The 18,146-nt window shown below is 34.4% G+C and carries 14 protein-coding genes; 7 read left to right on the plus strand and 7 right to left on the minus strand.

All coding sequences use genetic code 11. The annotated features are described in order from the left end of the window. Nucleotides 1-2 precede the first annotated feature (2 nt). Nucleotides 3-725 carry an RDD family protein gene (locus ACXR6G_RS19655; RefSeq protein WP_458363159.1) on the minus strand — a complete coding sequence of 241 codons (723 nt, stop codon included), beginning with the start codon at nt 723-725 and terminating at the stop codon, nt 3-5. Between the two features lie 175 nt (nt 726-900). Here ACXR6G_RS19655 and ACXR6G_RS19660 point away from each other — a divergent pair, with 175 nt between their 5' ends. From ACXR6G_RS19660 to ACXR6G_RS19685, 6 genes are all read left to right on the plus strand, one after another. After that, nucleotides 901-1,878, plus strand: coding sequence for a stage II sporulation protein M (locus ACXR6G_RS19660; protein WP_458363160.1), 978 nt, complete (start codon nt 901-903; stop codon nt 1,876-1,878). A gap of 27 nt (nt 1,879-1,905) precedes the next feature. Beyond that, the gene (locus ACXR6G_RS19665) at nt 1,906-2,754 is read left to right on the plus strand and encodes a hypothetical protein (RefSeq protein ID WP_458363161.1); all 849 of its coding nucleotides are present in this window, start codon (nt 1,906-1,908) and stop codon (nt 2,752-2,754) included. Further along, a complete protein-coding gene (locus tag ACXR6G_RS19670; protein WP_458363162.1) occupies nt 2,747-3,499 on the plus strand; it encodes a DUF4129 domain-containing protein in 753 nt (250 codons plus the stop codon). Before ACXR6G_RS19665 ends, ACXR6G_RS19670 begins: the two co-directional genes overlap by 8 nt. Nucleotides 3,500-3,579: 80 nt before the next feature. Beyond that, the gene (locus ACXR6G_RS19675; RefSeq protein ID WP_458363163.1) at nt 3,580-4,779 is read left to right on the plus strand and encodes a hypothetical protein; all 1,200 of its coding nucleotides are present in this window, start codon (nt 3,580-3,582) and stop codon (nt 4,777-4,779) included. Nucleotides 4,780-4,797: 18 nt separating this feature from the next. After that, nucleotides 4,798-5,778, plus strand: coding sequence for an AAA family ATPase (locus ACXR6G_RS19680; protein ID WP_458363164.1), 981 nt, complete (start codon nt 4,798-4,800; stop codon nt 5,776-5,778). Between the two features lie 72 nt (nt 5,779-5,850). Then, nucleotides 5,851-7,182, plus strand: coding sequence for a DUF58 domain-containing protein (locus ACXR6G_RS19685; protein WP_458363165.1), 1,332 nt, complete (start codon nt 5,851-5,853; stop codon nt 7,180-7,182). A gap of 192 nt (nt 7,183-7,374) precedes the next feature. Here ACXR6G_RS19685 and ACXR6G_RS19690 read toward each other — a convergent pair whose 3' ends face one another. The 5 genes from ACXR6G_RS19690 to ACXR6G_RS19710 all read right to left on the minus strand — a co-directional run bounded on the left by ACXR6G_RS19690 (nt 7,375) and on the right by ACXR6G_RS19710 (nt 13,735). Next, a complete protein-coding gene (locus ACXR6G_RS19690; protein ID WP_458363166.1) occupies nt 7,375-8,778 on the minus strand; it encodes a 4Fe-4S binding protein in 1,404 nt (467 codons plus the stop codon). A 102-nt stretch (nt 8,779-8,880) separates the two neighbouring features. Beyond that, the gene (locus tag ACXR6G_RS19695; protein ID WP_458363167.1) at nt 8,881-10,158 is read right to left on the minus strand and encodes a multiheme c-type cytochrome; all 1,278 of its coding nucleotides are present in this window, start codon (nt 10,156-10,158) and stop codon (nt 8,881-8,883) included. Nucleotides 10,159-10,262: 104 nt separating this feature from the next. Next, nucleotides 10,263-10,913 (minus strand): response regulator, encoded by a 651-nt coding sequence (locus ACXR6G_RS19700; RefSeq protein WP_458363168.1) that lies wholly within the window; start codon nt 10,911-10,913, stop codon nt 10,263-10,265. 7 nt (nt 10,914-10,920) lie between these two features. Then, entirely contained in the window at nt 10,921-12,720 is a 1,800-nt protein-coding gene (locus ACXR6G_RS19705; protein ID WP_458363169.1) for a HAMP domain-containing protein, read from the minus strand. A 343-nt stretch (nt 12,721-13,063) separates the two neighbouring features. Then, on the minus strand, nt 13,064-13,735 hold the full coding sequence (locus tag ACXR6G_RS19710) for an MBL fold metallo-hydrolase (RefSeq protein ID WP_458363170.1): 672 nt from the start codon (nt 13,733-13,735) through the stop codon (nt 13,064-13,066). A 225-nt stretch (nt 13,736-13,960) separates the two neighbouring features. On the opposite strand from ACXR6G_RS19710, the gene ACXR6G_RS19715 reads away from it, so the two are divergent. After that, complete coding sequence (locus ACXR6G_RS19715) at nt 13,961-16,855, plus strand: ATP-binding protein (protein ID WP_458363171.1); 2,895 nt, start codon at nt 13,961-13,963, stop codon at nt 16,853-16,855. Between the two features lie 177 nt (nt 16,856-17,032). Here the strand turns inward: ACXR6G_RS19715 and ACXR6G_RS19720 are convergent, their stop codons facing one another. Beyond that, the gene (locus tag ACXR6G_RS19720; protein ID WP_458363172.1) at nt 17,033-17,890 is read right to left on the minus strand and encodes a restriction endonuclease; all 858 of its coding nucleotides are present in this window, start codon (nt 17,888-17,890) and stop codon (nt 17,033-17,035) included. Between the last annotated feature and the right edge of the window lie 256 nt (nt 17,891-18,146).

The following is an 18,146-nucleotide window of genomic DNA, read 5'->3' on the forward strand; positions in this document are numbered from 1 at the left end:
TATTACATTTTTTTTGTACGATACAAATAATTATAATCTCTTAATAAGCATACAAAAAACAAATCGGGTTTCATCTGAGTTACAATCTCTAACTGTTCCATCACCCTTTTACGAGCACGTAAACCAAATTGAACTTTCTCCACTGGATCATCAAGGCTTTCTAGCTGTATTATAACTTTTCTAATTAAACGCAGATCCTTTTCTGTTAATCGACTTGCCTCAGGAAAACTCAAGTCATAATCTTCCGGTATCTCCTCGAGTATCGTATTCTCCAATTGAATTTTCTTTCCAATACGAATGACACATGTTTCAGCAAGTAAATCACCCAAACGTTGTCCTTTTCCTCCTATTACAACTGTAAGTATAGCACAGACATAAGAGGTTAGTAACATATCTACAAAACGAAACAGCCATCTAACAAAATAATGACTAAATCTAGGAGCACCACCATCAATTCGGCTTACCTTAATTTTCATAATTTTTTTTCCTGGACTTTGTCCATCCATAAAGGTTTCAAATAGCAAGGAATAAAACATGGGAACAATGAGAAATACAATTAAGTATGGTGACGAACCTCCCGCAGAACCTAAAATAAATGCCAATATCATAAATAAAACACCCAAAAATAATCCATCTAATAAGGATGCTACAATTCTTTCTCCTACGCTGGCAACCTTATAACTTATCTGTACGTTTTGAGAAGTTTCTACTCTTATGTTTTCCATTCTAATAATATTTTTTACTTTTGCTAAGATAGTTATCATAAAGAAAAATCAAAGCATATATTCTTCCAGATCATAAAATAAAAGAATAAAACTCTTGATTTCAAGCTCCTATGATAACTAACAAATATGTTTCTTTATTAATGATAATGGGAATGCTAATACAAATTAAGAAAGTATGAAGGAAGTTGTGTTTTTAGATATCAACGCTAATCGATGGAAAACATTTGAAGACATGTTAAACAATCCAAAGAAAATGGAGAGTGATAATATAGCTGACCTGTACATTCAACTTACCGATGATCTATCATATGCCCAAACCTACTATCCTGAATCAGAAACAACGATCTATCTGAATCAGCTTTCTGCCAGAGTTCATCAACATATATACAAAAATAAGAAAATGAAAACCGGACGTCTTAAAACGTTCTGGACAAGAGAATTGCCTTTAATCATGTACGGTGCCAGGAAACAGTTGCTTTATGCTTTCTTAATCTTTGTTGTATCTATGCTTATAGGTATAATATCTGCTAAAAATGATTTGAATTTTGTTCGCATCATTATGGGAGATAATTACGTGAATATGACAATCGAAAACATTAAGAAAGGAGATCCTTTAGCAGTTTACAAACAAAGTGGAGAAACAATGATGTTTCTTCAAATTACAATTAATAATGTAAAAGTAGCCTTTATCGCATTTCTCTTTGGCATATTTACTGCATTTGGAACCGGTTTCATGCTCTTTAAAAATGGGGTGATGTTAGGTAGTTTTCAATACTTTTTCGTTCAACATGATCTATTTTGGGAATCAACTCGTGTTATTTGGATACATGGTGCTCTCGAAATATCAGCAATCATTTTAGCTGGTTGTGCAGGTATGGTCATGGGCAACAGTTTAATTTTCACAAAAACCCTTCCGCGAAAAACATCACTTAATATCGGCGTAAAAAAAGGATTAAAAATAGTCGTTGGAACAGTCCCTCTATTTATAGTGGCTGGCTTTCTTGAAGGCTTTGTTACTCGACATACCGAAATGCCAATCACTATAAGTTGGATCATCATTCTACTTTCTTTTACATTTATAGTTTGGTATTTTATTATATACCCCTACCAATTGATAAAAGCAGACAAAAAGCTGCTAAACACTGGAAACTAATTTTAACTATCTATTAAAACTTAATTTATGAACGAAAACTATCTTAATCTGCATGAGAAGCGTGAATTTGGTGATGTTATAAGCGCTATATTCTTGTTTCTAAAGCAGAATCTTGGACGTATTTTTAAAATTTTAATCATCTATGCTGCACCTTTCGCACTATTATTCGGTATTAGCTCTTCTATAGCGAACTATAAGCTTTTATCTTCATTGGGAAGTGGAAACGCTCTTGATCCATTCGCAAGTTTCAGTTCTGCTATGCTATTAAGTTACTTCTTTATGTTCTTATCATATACCATGGTTTATGGTGTTATTTTGGAGTATATGAAATTATACCAAGCCGAAGGATCTCAATTCGATTTAGCACGCGTGGGAACAGAATTGATAAAGGATATCCGTAAAATTTTATGGACCAGTTTTATTGTAGGTTTGCTAACAGTGGTAGGCTGTATGTTTTTCCTAATACCGGGTATTTTCTTAGGTGTATGCTTTGGTTTGGTATTACCTATGCGTGTTTTCGAAAACATATCCTTAGGCGATGCTTTAGGCCGTAGTTTTAAACTAATTAAGAGTAATTGGTGGTGGACATTTCTTATTCTGTTTATCGTTTGTTTGATTGCAGGTGTATTACAAATGCTTTTTGGAATTCCTGTAACAATTTACCAAGGTATTTCTACTCTACATATGTCACAAAACGGAGGTATGGAACTTAACCAGCCTTTAATGATATTACTTTATACAATAGCATCACTCGGGGCAGTAATGCTTCAAACACTCCCTATAATTGGCATAGCATTCCAATACTTCAACCTCGTGGAAGAAAAAGAGAGTGCTAATCTTCTAAAAGAGCTTGAAACCATAGGTGGAAATGAATAATAACTTTCGATACATATTATTGGTATTCTGGTTCCTCTTAACTGCAGGAACTGGAATTACTTTTGCCCAGCAAAATCAAACTGCTGATACTCTTAATTTCGATCATGGACAAGAATCAATTTGGAAGAAGGAAATTGGTCATGGTCTTATTGAAGAATATCGTCAGATGCCAGAATATATCTACGATTTGGAGCCTGTAGAACAAGAAACACCTTGGCAACGATTTAAAAGGTGGGTTTCTCGACTCATTTCAAGCTTTGCTAAAACGCTTAGTTTTCTATGGTTTCTACGTTATATTTTGATTGGAGGTTTATTTGTTTTCTTTATCGTCGTGCTTATGAGAGGTACCCTAACGGGATTGTTTCGCCCAAAAAAAGCTGTATTACCAATGTCTTATAGTTTAAGCGAAGATCCAACTCGAACCGATTGGGAAAAAATGATTGCCGAAGCTCTTGGGAATAAAGCATACCGCCTCGCTACTCGATTTCATTTTTTGCAAATACTGAAACTACTTAGCGATTCGGGCTGGATCCATTGGAAACCGGAAAAAACCAACCGCGATTACCAATATGAGATAAAAGATCAAGATCTTAATAAACATTTCAAGGATCTTACTCGTCTTTACGAAGCTATTTGGTATGGTAATTTCCCCATTTTAGAAGGTGATTATATACAAATTCAAAATGATTTTACTGATATGAAAAAAGTCATGCAAAACAAGGATAAACCAGTTGCTTCGGCTTAAAATTAGAAATATCACTTTGCGTATTAAGATGAAAACGAGCTAATTTATTTGCACAAAAAACGATCACAATCCCAAAAGATATGAAGCTTCACTTCTCCAAAAACATGATTCCTGCTTTAATACTGCTTATTCTTGTCGTATTACTGGAGCTGTTTGCCCCTAAACCTCTCGATTGGACACCTAATTTTAACAAAGATGACCAAAGGCCTTTTGGAGACAAGATTTTAGTTGAACTTATCGAAAAAGATATATTTCCCCAACAAGAAATTGGAATTCGATCTGTGCCCATCTATAACTATTCTGCAGAGGATAGTCTTAATGCAGGTAAAAACTACATCTATATTACAAAAAATCTGACTTTAGCCCCTTGGGATGGTAAAAGATTACTTCACATGGCCGAAATAGGTAATCAGATTTTCATAGCTGCCGACTTTATTGGAGATTACCTTGCTGATACTCTAAAGCTAAAGATCGAGGATAACTTAAATTGGAAAAATATAGCAAAGCTTAAAGAGCAGAAACAACATTTTGAGCGCTCAGAACTCAATAACAAACAACCGTATTTATATAAAAGAGGACACGGACGAAGCCGAATTGTAGGCTTTCCAAAAGAAAAAGTTGTCGTTTTAGGACGAGACAATAAAAACAATATTCAATTCATTAAAATTCCTTTTGGAAAAGGGAATATATTTTACCACACTCAACCTCTCGCATTTACAAACTACAATTTACTCCTAAATAACAATGCAGAATTGGTTTATAAAGCTTTTAGTTACTTGCCCCAACAAACAGCAATTTGGGATGAGTATTACAAACCTTTATCACAAAATGCTAACCAATCTCCTCTATCATATATCCTTAGTAGCCCTCCCATAAAATTGGCCTACTATTTACTTATTATTAGCTTGATTCTTTTTATGTACTTCAATGGCAAACGCCAACAACGAAGCATCCCCATAATCAAGGCACTTAAAAACAGTAGTCTGGACTTTATTCATACCGTGGGGCGCCTCTATTATAATAGAAAGAATCATAAGGATATTGCACAAAAAAAATTTCTGTATTTAAAGGAATATCTACGAAGTAAATATCATATAGAACTGCATGGTGATAAAGAAAAATACCTGCATCAACTCAGTTTGCGCTCAAGCATATCGGAACGAACACTAATTTTACTGTTTGAGCAGGCAGATTTGCTATTAAAAAAAGAACAAATTAATGACGAGGATCTCGAAAACTTCCACGCCAAAATAGAATACATTTACGAAAATTGTCAATAAGATTAAACCACATAACAAATGGAAAGTAAAACACTATTTCAAAATAGAATCGACCTTGAGGATCTAAACCAAAAAGTAAATCAGATAAAGCAGGAGATTGGAAAAGTAATCATAGGTCAGGAGAAAATGCTCGACCTTTTAATAGTATGTCTTCTTTCCAAAGGACATGTCCTGATTGAAGGTATACCAGGAGTGGCAAAAACACTTACTGCAAAATTAATGGCAAAATGTGTTTCTGCCGATTTTTCGCGTCTTCAATTCACCCCCGACCTGATGCCTTCCGATGTTCTAGGAACCACAATATTTAATATGGCCAAATCGGAATTTGAATTCAATAAAGGTCCTATTTTCTCAAATATTGTCCTAATTGATGAGATCAACCGTGCCCCTGCTAAAACACAGGCAGCATTATTCGAAGTTATGCAGGAGAATCAGGTTAGTATGGATGGAACAACCTATCAACTGGATGATCCATTCTGGGTTCTAGCAACTCAAAATCCTATCGATCAGGAAGGAACTTATCGTCTTCCTGAAGCACAACTTGATCGATTTCTGATGAAAATCGAAGTGGGCTACCCAAGTATTGAAGAAGAGTTGGAGATTCTCAACACCAAGCACGACAGAAAAGGGAGATGTGATATGGAAGAAGTAAGTTCTCTAATAAGTGTAAATGAGATATGCAATTTTAGAGATCGCATACAGGCTTTGCATATTGATGAGAATCTTCGCAAATACATCGCTACGATTGTTCACAAGACAAGGAATCACCCAGCCCTGCTTTTAGGTGCATCACCTCGAGCTTCTCTAGCTGTAATGATTGCTTCCAAAGCTTTTGCAGCCATGCAGGGACGCGATTTTGTGACACCTGAAGATATACTTGAAATGGCCATACCATGTCTGCACCATCGCTTAATTCTAACTCCTGAGAAAGAAATGGAAGGTGTCAGTTCTGCTCAAGTCATGTCTCAAATTATCGAAGGCATTGAAGTTCCTCGTTAACACTAAAGATCAATTAATTCAAATCGAAAAGAGCTTCACCTCTATTTCATTGTAGCATACAAAAGAAAGCAGATGAATTTCATCAAATCACTATATCTAACCGAACGGTTCTATCTGAGTATGATCGGCATTATCGTTCTAGCTCTCCTTGGGCATTTTATCCCACTACTTTTCCCATTTGCTAAAATCATTCTTCTTTTGTTTTTGGCATTAGTTGTTGTGGATAGTTTAATGCTATATCGTAGCAAAAAAGGACTATCCGGGAAGAGAATTTGCCCTGAAAAGTTATCAAATGGAGATGAAAATCCAATAGATATAAATATTGAGAACAACTACCCCTTTACTGTAAACATAAAGGTGATAGATGAAGTACCCCTTCAGTTTCAAATGAGGGATTTTGAATCGATTATCAGATTGAAAGCAGGACATGGAAAAACCATTAGCTATAATCTTCGACCGGTAGAAAGAGGCGAATATCAATTTGGGCATATCAATTTGTTTGCTGCGACAACATTGGGTTTCCTCGAACGCAGATATCAGGAAGAACAAAAGAGGACTCTACCTGTTTACCCATCCTTTATGCAAATGCGACAGTATGAACTTTTAGCTATTTCGAATAGATTAAGTGAAGTAGGCGTAAAAAAGGTTCGCCGAATTGGGCATCAAATGGAATTCGATCAGATACGTGAATACGTCAGAGGTGATGACTTTCGAACGATCAACTGGAAAGCTACAGCTCGAAAAAGCCAGTTAATGGCAAATCAGTATCAGGATGAGAAATCACAACCCGTATACTCAATTATAGACATGGGTCGATCGATGAAAATGCCTTTTAATGGCTTATCTCTTTTAGATTACGCTATTAATGCCAGTTTGGTTATCTCAAACACAGCCAGTCTAAAACAAGATAAAACAGGATTGATAACCTTCAATAAGGAGATTGAAGCTATTGTGCCAGCAAACAGCCAGCGCACCCATATTCTAAAAATTATGGAAGTACTCTACAATCAGAAAACGTCCTATTCTGAACCTAATTTCGAATTGTTACATGCTACTGTTCGTCGTCGTATACCGCAACGAAGTCTTTTAATCCTGTTCACCAATTTTGAGAGTTTAGAGTCGATGAAACGACAACTTCCTTATCTAACAGCTTTATCGCGTCATCATTTGCTTGTCGTTATTTTCTTCTCTAACTCCGAAATTAAAGAATTGATCAAAGAACCAGCTAAGACACAGGAAGAAATTTATATCAAAACCATTGGTGAAAAATTCATTTATGACAAAAAACAAATTGTAAAAGAATTAGAAAAATATGGTATTCATTCGCTAATGAGCGATCCACAAAATGTCACGATCAATACGCTCAATAAATATCTGGAATTGAAAGCCAGAGGGCTTATTTAATAAATGGTGAAATATTAAAACAAAGAAAGCTGTTCATTTAGGAACAGCTTTCTTTGTTTTACTTGATCAAATTATTTAGTTTAAATGTGTAAACTAGCATTAAGAATCTGAAAAAAAGGAAAGTTCCTAAACCTCTTTAATTTATTTCCAATAGATACAAAAGCACCAGTTAGTTATATTTATAATATCCTTTTATTGAAATCTCCATTGAAGAATGGTTGCTAAAAATATCAAGCCGTAAACAGTAGGAATCAAATACATGACAGCTTTGTTTTTAATATTTAAAGTGCTATTGAGTTTCTTAATCGTAATACTACTGACAAATATGCCTAATCCAATTAATAAGACTAAAAGAACCGATATCATTAATTGAGGCTGTTGCCCCAATGTAAACATGCTAATTTGTCCCTTAAGAAATAGTTGCGTGTTTTGTAGGCCGTCTATATTCGAAAACACATGTTCAAAATACGGAATTCGAGATGTCATTTTTAACACAGCCTTACACAAATGAGCGGCAGCCATAATAGGGAGAAATCCGGCAGCAAATGATTTTAAATACTGAAGAAATGAAATTTTCTCTCTGAATATTTTACTGATAATGTAAGGAATAGTCCAAATGATAAAAGGGAAAATAACAAACAATACGACAGACTTTAAAAAGCCAGCGACAAAATGATTTGAAATATCTAAGCTGTTGTTTAAAGCTTTTGGGGTAAACATTAAAATAGATTTAGTTACCGACCACTCACTTAATATTTCGTAAATCACAAAACCAGAAATAATCATGGTAAAAGCCAGTTCGGCCGCTGTCAATTCTAATTTCGAAAACAAACTTTCCTTAAGCTTCAGTTTTACAAACCCTGGATTTGGACGCGTCGAAAAATTCTCAGAATTGTTTTTATCACAAACTTTACGGCAGCCTCCACACAAAATACATTCCGCGTTATCAGCAATATTCTTCGGAAATAAATCAACACCACAACTCTTTTCATTAACTCTGTACAAATGCGTTTTACTAACACATGATTTATCTTTACAGGATACACAGCTATCGTTAGCTTTTACTCGCCATCCCAAAAATGAAAAACGAGAATACAAGCCTAAAAGAATCCCTATGGGGCAAACATATTTACAGAAAGTATTCTTCTTATAAATTAAGCCGATCAAAATAGAAAGCCCTACAATTACCGAAAGATAAATAGCCATATACATGGGACTACGGTGAATCGCAAAGCCATTGATTCCTACAAACAGAATTAGAACGTAAAAAATAGTGATCATCCAGCCTGACTTTAACCATGCTGGTCTTTCTTTTTTTAATCCGATTAGTGATGCAAATGAAGTTATCATTTCTATAGGACAGATCATACACCAAATTCTACCGAAAAAGATAGAAGAGATTACCAAAAATGGCCACCAATACGACCATACAATCAGGTTAGCCAAATTGAAATTTCTGAGTTGCTTTAAAAAACCAGCTTCAGTCGCGTGAGCAGAAAAACCTATATATATCAATGAAAACAGAACAAAAAGAACCAAAGTCTTAATAAGTAAGCTAAAATATTTAAGAGAGATTAATTGATTCAGAATCTTCATAAGGAGTGTTCTTTGTTATAAAAAAAAGAGGGATAGCTCCCTCTTTTTTATCTTTCATTATGCAAATATATCAATATAGTAATTGACTATTTCAAGTTTTGTTTACTTATGCATATCTTTTGCTGCACTTAAAGCTTTCTCTAAAGTTATGTTAGGAATATTATCAGGTATCTTTCTATTATGACATCCAAGACAAGCATACTCAAGAGCTAGTGAAGCAGGTCTGGTTTCATCATCACGAACCCATTTACCATCTTCAGTAAACATAGACTCATCCTTAACTGTAATTTTCATTAAGTGTGAACGAACATCACCTTCGTATCCACTATCACCTGTTTTTGCACCAGATTTAGCAGCAAGTGGCATATGACAGTCAATACAGTTAGCCAAAGCACTATGATTAGTAGTTTCTGTTTGAGTGTCATGACAAGATGTACACGTTTTCTTAATACCATCACCATCCCAAATAACACGTTTATGAGGGTCGTGACAAGTCGTACAACTCATTCCACCATCGATATGCTTCGTTGTTGTAAGCTCATCCCACTGCTCATGGTGCTTAATAAATCCACCACTTGCATTAATAGGACTCTTGTAATCTCTGTTATGACATGTACCACATAAGAAGTTAACATCATTTCCAGCAGCGTCAGGCTTTTGAATAATACCGTCAACTTCTAATCCACCCATTGAGTTATCAAGATGAGCCATTTCATATACTTTATCAATATTTAATTTTGTTGGTCCTTCGATATGTGCGCTACCGGGTCCGTGACATGACTCACAACCAATGCCGCTTTCAGTAAAAGTTCCTAAACCTTCAACACCAGCAAGCCATGTTCCCTCTTGTGTTCCACCAGTTGTGTGGCACTTAAAACAACTGTAGTTATATGTTTTTTTATCTCCAGGATGATAATTAGACCAGCCATGGTCTTCGCCACCATAAAAGTTAAATTGATTGTGCCCCATACCTGGGTTAAACTGACTGTCTTTAGTTCCAATAATTTCTCCGTCAACACCAACGAATCTAACTTTCCAGCCATATCCACCAACTACACCAGCAATATTATCCCAAGTTACATTACCATCAGTTAAATTAGTTAACCAAGCAGACTGAAAGTTATCAGCTACATCAGGATAAACCGGACCTAGGCTACCAGGAGTAAGAGAAAATTTATAAGGGTGTCCGGAATCTTTCCAGTCTTCAAAATGGTCAGAGTGACATGTTTTACATGATTCAGATCCAACATAAGACATTTCACTAGGATCTGGAATAGGATTAACATCAATATCATCATCGTCGTTGCTACAACTTGAAAAGCCAAGTCCAAAGACAAACAGACAGGCGACCATATAGAATAAATAATTTCTTGATTTCATAACAGAAAGGTTTAGGTTTTTTGATGATATAAACTTAGTGCTTCTGTTATTTGTGTACAATCGCAAGTTTTACGTAATTTGGATACCATAAACTACGTAGTTTTCTACAAATCAATCATATTATGCTTGATTGCAAAGCGTACCAATGCAACTGCTGATTTAAGATTCAGCTTTTGCATTAAATTTCTTCTATGTGTTTCAACAGTTCTAAGACTTATATTTAATTCATCCGAAACCTGATGATTCGAGAGGTCATTGGCAAGTAGTTTAATGATTTCAATTTCTCTCTTAGTCAAATTCTGTTCTGGCTTTTCATTATCATTGTCTTTCACAGAATCATCCAGTATTTCATCGAGCATGAGTGCTGATATTCTGTTTCCTAGATGTTTTTTTCCAGACGTAACGGCATTAATAGCATTTAATAGCTCTTCTTTTTTCGAATTCTTCAATAAATAACCATCAGCACCTGCTTTCATTACTTGTAGAACATATTCCTTCGACTCATGTTGAGTGAGCATTAAAATTTTAGTATCCTGATATTCTTTTTTTATTGACTTGGTTGCTTCTATTCCATTAAGTTCTGGCATGGAAATATCCATTAACACAATGTCTGGCTTAAGGCTCTGAACTTTTTCAATGGCTTCTATCCCATTATTTGCCTCACCGACTATCTTAATATCCTTTTCTTTCTCCAGCATGGCCTTAATACCATCAATAATAATCTCATGATCGTCAACCAATAAAATTGTCTGCATAGTAAACTTAGTTTAAGGGGATTTCAATTAATACTTCGGTTCCATTTCCTATTTCTGAGCTCAAGGAAAATAAACCATCAAAAGCGGCAATTCGTTCCCTCATACTTATCAATCCAATGCCACGGTTAGTAGTCTCCTTTATTTTTGCCTCATAATCAAAACCGACACCATTATCAACAATTATTAGTGAAACAAAACCCTCATTCTTAATCAACTGGATATTCGTTTCAGTTGCATGTGCATGTTTTAATATGTTATTAGTTGTTTCCTGTACAATTCTATAGAGTACGTTTTCTATTTTCTCATCAAGCCTAGCATTTATATTAAATTTTGTGAATTTAAAAAGTCCAGGATATTGCTTATTTAATTCATCAGTCAGATTTTCGATAGCAACTGCAAGTCCAAAATCTTTTAACAGAATAGGTACTAAATCGTGTGCAATACTTTTCGACTCATTTATTGCCTCATCGATCTTATCTTGAATTGTATTAATATGTTGATTCAATTCGCAATTATTCTTCAAGTCTGGCGGAAAGTTATTATCCAGATAATAGGATATTCCTGTAAGAATCACCCCCAAGCCATCATGAATATCTCGAGCAATTCGTAAGCGTTCTTTCTCCTGAGCTTCGTTAATGTCAATTAGATGTTTTTTTCGGATTCTATCCAATTGATAATTCATCTCCTTTTGTTCTCGTATATCGCGGGCTACATAAACGACTCCTACTAAATCCCCTGCTTTATTTTTAAGAGTTGAACAAGAAAAAAGGACTGGAATTCTCTCATTTGAACTGCTAATATAAACCCTCTCTTTATTACAATCACAGTCTTGTTCACAAAGGGTGCTACTATTAAAATCAATTAGTTTATTTTCTTTTCCCATTAATACTTGATTAATGTGTTTTCCATTTAACTCGCTTTTTGTATAGTGTAATAAATTTCGTGTGGCTGTATTGCTTAAACTAACTAGACCATTGGTATCAGTTACAATTATTGACTCTGACATACTTTTCAGAATATCATTAAAATAGTTTTTTGAAATTGTGGTTTTATTTAACTCATCTACCATTAAATTAAACGATTCCCCAAGAATTTCAAGCTCATCATTTGTTTTCATATAGGTTTTAACGGACAGGTCGCCTTTGGATATTCTCTTGGTACTCTGAACAAGTTCTTTTAAGGGAAGGGTGATTCGTTTGATAAATTTAGCAACAGATACATATCCTATGACAGTAATCAGAATTAAGAGTGAAAGAATTGTTATTGTACAATGAACTGCAGCGGTGGAATTTATTTCAATATACTCATCAATTTCATTCTTAGTTTCTTTTAATAAGGATTCAATTTCTTTGTCTACCTGTACTAGCATTAAATTAATTTGTTCTACTAATTCCTGATGGGTTGATGTGTTAACACCAATAATATGAGATTTGCTGATGATGTGTTCAAAACGATCCAGATAGTTATCAAATCCAGAAAACAAGGCTTTATTGTGAGAACTTGACAATAGTTTATTGCAATTAGTTAAAGTTTTTCTTGCAGAATCTAACTTGGTATGAAAGTCTTTCAAATCAGATTCTTTATGATACAGCATATAGGTGTAGGCAGGTGTAATCGTTTTATTGAAGGAATCACGAAGATCGTGCACTGCATCCAATTCGATATATTCAAAAACAATTTTTTCTGAGGTCGTATTAAGTACTCTAATACTTATTAGACCAGCTATTCCTATCAGAATAATAAACAGAATAAGGAGGGTGAATTTTTGGGAAAGACGGCTACCTATTTTGTGCTTTGCTTGTTCCATCAATGACGTTTGTTAATTAATAGAAAACCGTAAACTGGGGACTGGTTTTCATTATAGATTAGATTTTATTCTGAAGCGAATAAGTTGATTATTCCCTCCTAAGATAATAATCATTTGGACTTTTAGCTGATTTAGAGAAAATTAAAAGCTAGCATCTCTTTTAGGCACATGAAATATTCATACTTGAAAATACGAGTCCTTAGGGGCAAATAATGATTACTTGAGTAGAATAATACTGGCACAGAAAAAAAAGACAAGTTTATAACTCATCCATTTTATTGAAAAATTCCAATTAAATAATATCCTTTTAGCTGACTAAATAAAATGCTTTATCGAAAAGCATTTATTGCAACCATCCATTATTCTCTCTTTCGTGTCCTATACTCGACTCATATCCATGACCAGGATAAATCAGAGTACTATCTGGAAGAATCATCAATTTGGTTTTGATGCTATTGAGCTCCATTTGCGTGTATTTTTCATCCTCCTCATCGGTCTTTCCAGGAGTACTGCCTATACCTTCCTTTTGAAGTGTATCACCTGTTATCAGAATATTTGCAATGTGCAAAGCGATGCTCCCTTTTGTGTGTCCAGGAATATGATAAACCTTCAAATTCTCGAAACCTGAAATATTGGGTATAACAGCCTCATCGAGAAATGTGATTGCAGTCTTATCCCGATACATATAAGCTTCTTTGCTATAAGCATAAATTGGCACCTTGTACAGATTCTGATAATGTGTATTCCCTCCCACATGGTCACCATGTCCGTGCGTGTTGAAAATGCCCTGCACCTTAAGCTTATTCTTATTAATAAAATCTTCTATTTGCTGATCAATTTTACCAGGATCAACAATAAGAGCTTCTCGTGTATCAGTATTGTATAAAACATAGCCATTTTGCCAGAAACCATTACCATGATCAATATCAATCATTTGTATCTTATACTGATCACCAGCTAAAGAACTCACCGAGAGAGTTAGTGCAAATAAAATGATAATAAATACCTTCTTCATAGCTTAAAATTTATTATTGTTAGGATCAACCTAAACAATTCAGACACATCAATATAGGTAGTAAATGTGGAATATTGAAAAAAAAATACTTTTTGAGAAATAAACCATGGCCTAATAGAAGAACTGAGAAATCTGTATATTATTAACATTTCCCCAATTTATTATGCTAATTATTTACTATATTGATAGACCGCTTAAAGTTCCTTTTAAACTATTCATAATACGATGAAAAAACGTCCAGAATCAGAACTTATCACCACCAATTCAAACGACTTAGCTGATACAGTACGTATCATTTTTGAAAAAACGACTTCTGAATATGGTAAAGAATATTTTAGCCAAATGGTTCTTCAACTAGCTAATTCACTTGGGGCAGATTATACTTTCATTGGAGAACTTGATAAGGATAAAGTTGATTCAATCTATACCCTCGCATTTTGTAGAAAAGGAGAAATTATTGAGAATAGATCTTTTCAACTTGAAAATACCCCTTGTGAAAATGTTATCTGTAAATCACACCATGTCTATACCTCAAATGTAGCCCGTCAGTTCCCGCAGAATGAATTTCTTAGCCAAAATAGCATCGAAGCCTATCTGGGCATTCCGCTTTTCAATTCCCAAAATGACACAATTGGCGTAGTCGTCTGCATGTTTGAACATGCTGCAGAATCATCGCAATTTGTACAGGATGTTATTCAGGTATTTTCTTCCCGAATTTCCTCAGAAATTGAACGTATCCACTTAGAGGATGAGTTACGAAGAAGTGAGAATCGCTTTCAGCATATTGCTGATAATTCGGCCGCTTGGAACTGGGAAGTAGATCAACATGGAAAATTTACATACACAAGTAACAAAATAAAAGAAATTCTAGGCTATCATCCCTCAGAACTCGTAGGTAAAAGATATTTTTATGAATTCTATTCTGAACTAAATTTGAAGGACTATAAGAATTTTGTTTTTACAACATTTCAAAAGAAAGAATCCTTTATAGGATTTGAAAATCAAAAATTAAATAAAAATGGCGAAACAGTTTGGTTTAAAACCTTTGGAGTACCTATTATCAAACATACCGGGGATTTATTAGGATACAGAGGAACCTCCATCGACATAAGCGAGCAGAAAAAAACGGAATTTCAGATTCAAAAGCAGAACGAATTTTTAAGGACAGTTTTAAATTCTCTTAATTACCCTTTCTATGTTATTAACGTGAAGGACTATACTATCTCACATTCAAATTACGCTGGTGCAAGTTTAAACATGGCACAAAAAACAAGCTGTTATCAAGTTTCTCACAATAGGGATACTCCATGCTGTGGCACAGAGTATCCTTGTCCCCTAAAAATAACAGTAAAGTCTGGGAAATCGTGTATGGTCGAACACATTCATACCAATAAGAATGGTATTGAATACCCTTGCGAAGTCCATTGCCATCCCATATTTGAAAAAGAAGGCAATGTCTCTCAAGTGATTGTATACAGTATTGACAGAACGGAAAGAGAGCAGGCTAACTGGACAATCAAACAGAGAGTTAAAGAATTACAATGTATACATCAACTGACTCAGGTTATAGAAAAAGACAGAAGCTGTTCTGAAGAAAAACGCAATGAAATAATCAAGATTATTCCTTTAGGTTTTCAATACCCTGAACATACAGGCTGTTCCATTATATTCTATGGCGAAGTATTTAAAACGGAGAACAACACTTCTAGCCCCTGGATGCTTGAGAATCCCCTTTACAATGGAAATAAATTGGTCGGTTATATTCAAGTTTGTTTCAATAAAAAATCGAAAAAAAATCCTTTCCTTAAGGAAGAAAAAGAGTTACTCAATACAATTAGTCAACAGTTGTCTGCGTTTATCGAACAACAACACAATGAAAAACTCCGAGAAGTTATTTACAAAATTTCTGAGGCTTCAAATACGACAGACAATCTTACAGAATTGATCAATCTAATTCATCAGCAATTAAGTCAACTGATCGATACCAGTAATTTTTATGTGGCCCTGTACAACGAACAGATTGATCACTTTACGGTTCCTTATTCTGTTGATCAGAAAGTCGATATACTTTCCTTTCCAGCAGGAAAAAGCCTAACCAAATATGTGGTTCAAAAACAATGTTCACTATTAGTAACAAGCGATATATTGGACAAGCTTGAAAATGATGGTGAAGTTATTTCAGTCGGGATGCGTTCTAAAACGTGGCTCGGAGTTCCACTGATGCATAAAGAAAAGGCTATTGGGGTCCTTTCAGTACAAAACTATCATGACAAAAAAGCTTATGATCTCAAAGATCTTGAAATACTGGAATTCGTTTCTCATCAAATTAGCATTTCTGTCCAAAGAAAAATGGCCGATGATGATCTTAAAGAAGCTCTTTTGAAAGCACAGGAATCTGATCGATTAAAAACAGCTTTTCTATCTACTATTTCTCATGAGTTACGAACTCCCTTAAATGCTATTATTGGATTCTCGGAACTGATTAGTAATGAATGGAATAAAGAACAAACCGTTGAATTCTCAAAATTAATCAATCAAAGTGGTCTGGATCTGCTGGGTATAGTCGATAATATTCTAAATATAAATCAACTGGAAGGTCAAAATATAAAAATTAACAGAACTAATTTTCAGGTACAAGTCTTATGTTTAAATCTATTAGACAAAATTCGTAGTGAAGAAGATCAAAACAATCACCAAAAACTAATTTTAAATTTTAAACCATCACTACCCTCTCAAGATATCAGAATTGTGACCGATCATGATAAATTATTCAAAATTCTCTATAACATTCTTAGTAATGCGATGAAATTTACTCCTGAAGGTGAAATTACATTGGGTTACCTAATAGAAAACAGGGAAAATACACCTCATGTGAAATTTTCCGTAAAAGATTCTGGAATAGGCATCTCACAAGACAACCAGAATATTATTTTTAATATCTTCAGACAAGAGGATGATTCTCAATCCAGAAAATTTGGAGGGGCAGGTATCGGCTTATCAGTTGCAAAAAAATTCACCGAACAACTTAATGGCCATATTGAGGTACAATCAGAATTAGGTAAAGGCTCAGAGTTTACTGTTTGGATTCCATTAAAACCAGATCTTATACTATCAAATTAATAGTCCTTTATCTTGAATTAAGAGATAAGAATTTTATAATAAACTACCTCTAAAATCAAAATAACTAAAGACTAAAAATTGAATAAGTTTACATTGTAAACATCAAGTAAAAACTAACATTCGGCTTCAGATCTAGATCACAAACTTTATTCCATAAAAAAAAATCTAGCATTATAATTAAATACAAACATCCATTAACTCTTGATGTAAAGCCGTTTCCTTTTTCTTAGTCAGATTCAATTTTTCCACATGTGACATATCATTAAGAAGTTGGGAACAAGTTACAATACCTTGTTTCATCAGAACCTGTTTTTCCTTTCTAGTTAGCTTGTGTAAAATAGTAATAGGGTATAACTTAAGATCTTCTACAAGAAACTTTAAGCCCTTATTTTGAGGATAATTCCAGGCTAAAAGCTGCAAATCGTTGTATTTGGCATATTGCATTGAATCAGAAGTGAAACGTGTATTGGTCACCACCCAGCCCTTAAAAGACAAGTCTTGATATTCAGGCATTTTTTCTCGTTTGCGAATAATATCATTCACCCGAGAACGCACATATAACGGAACCTGCACACTCACCTGCTTACCTTGATCTTTATGATACTTACACTCAACTAAATTCTGAACACTTTCTTTATTAGCAATCACATCCATTTCGTGAGTCACAGAGTAACCATCAACCACTATACCGACCTCTATCTTATGCCCTTGTTTTTCGAAAAGCTGACCAATAAACTGCTCAAATGGATACCCCGTTGGCCCCAAAGCAAAAATGGCTTCTTTCAATCGGTATCTCATGGCAGCATGAGCTCTTTCACGACGCAGAATCTTGAAGGCACGTGAATAAATCTGCTTGGTTGTAACTCCTGAATATATCCAATCCTTTATATCGGTAATTATCATTAAAACGGTCTCTTTCTCAGCTCCAGCATTATGAAGCGATCGTTTTAATTTTTCAATAGCAAAAGGTTCAGAATCACCCGATGCTTTTCTAACAAGAATAAGATTATTATTGTGTAATGTAGTTGTATCCATGTGACTATGACTAATAAAATTCTGATTCAGTAACTTTGCGTTTTTGACAGATTTATATGCTAATAAAAGCAAACATGATCTAAATTTATATAATATTTTGATCAATTGATCCTCCCAAGTGTTTTAATTAACACCTATCAAATTTCACAGCATCCTATATCGATAAAAACAAGCTACCTTCTTTTAGCATTGTCATTTTTTTTGGCATAGAGTTTGAACATACGACAGTATATTACTTGATTCTAAAACTATAACG

Source organism: Ancylomarina sp. YFZ004 (assembly GCF_054254355.1).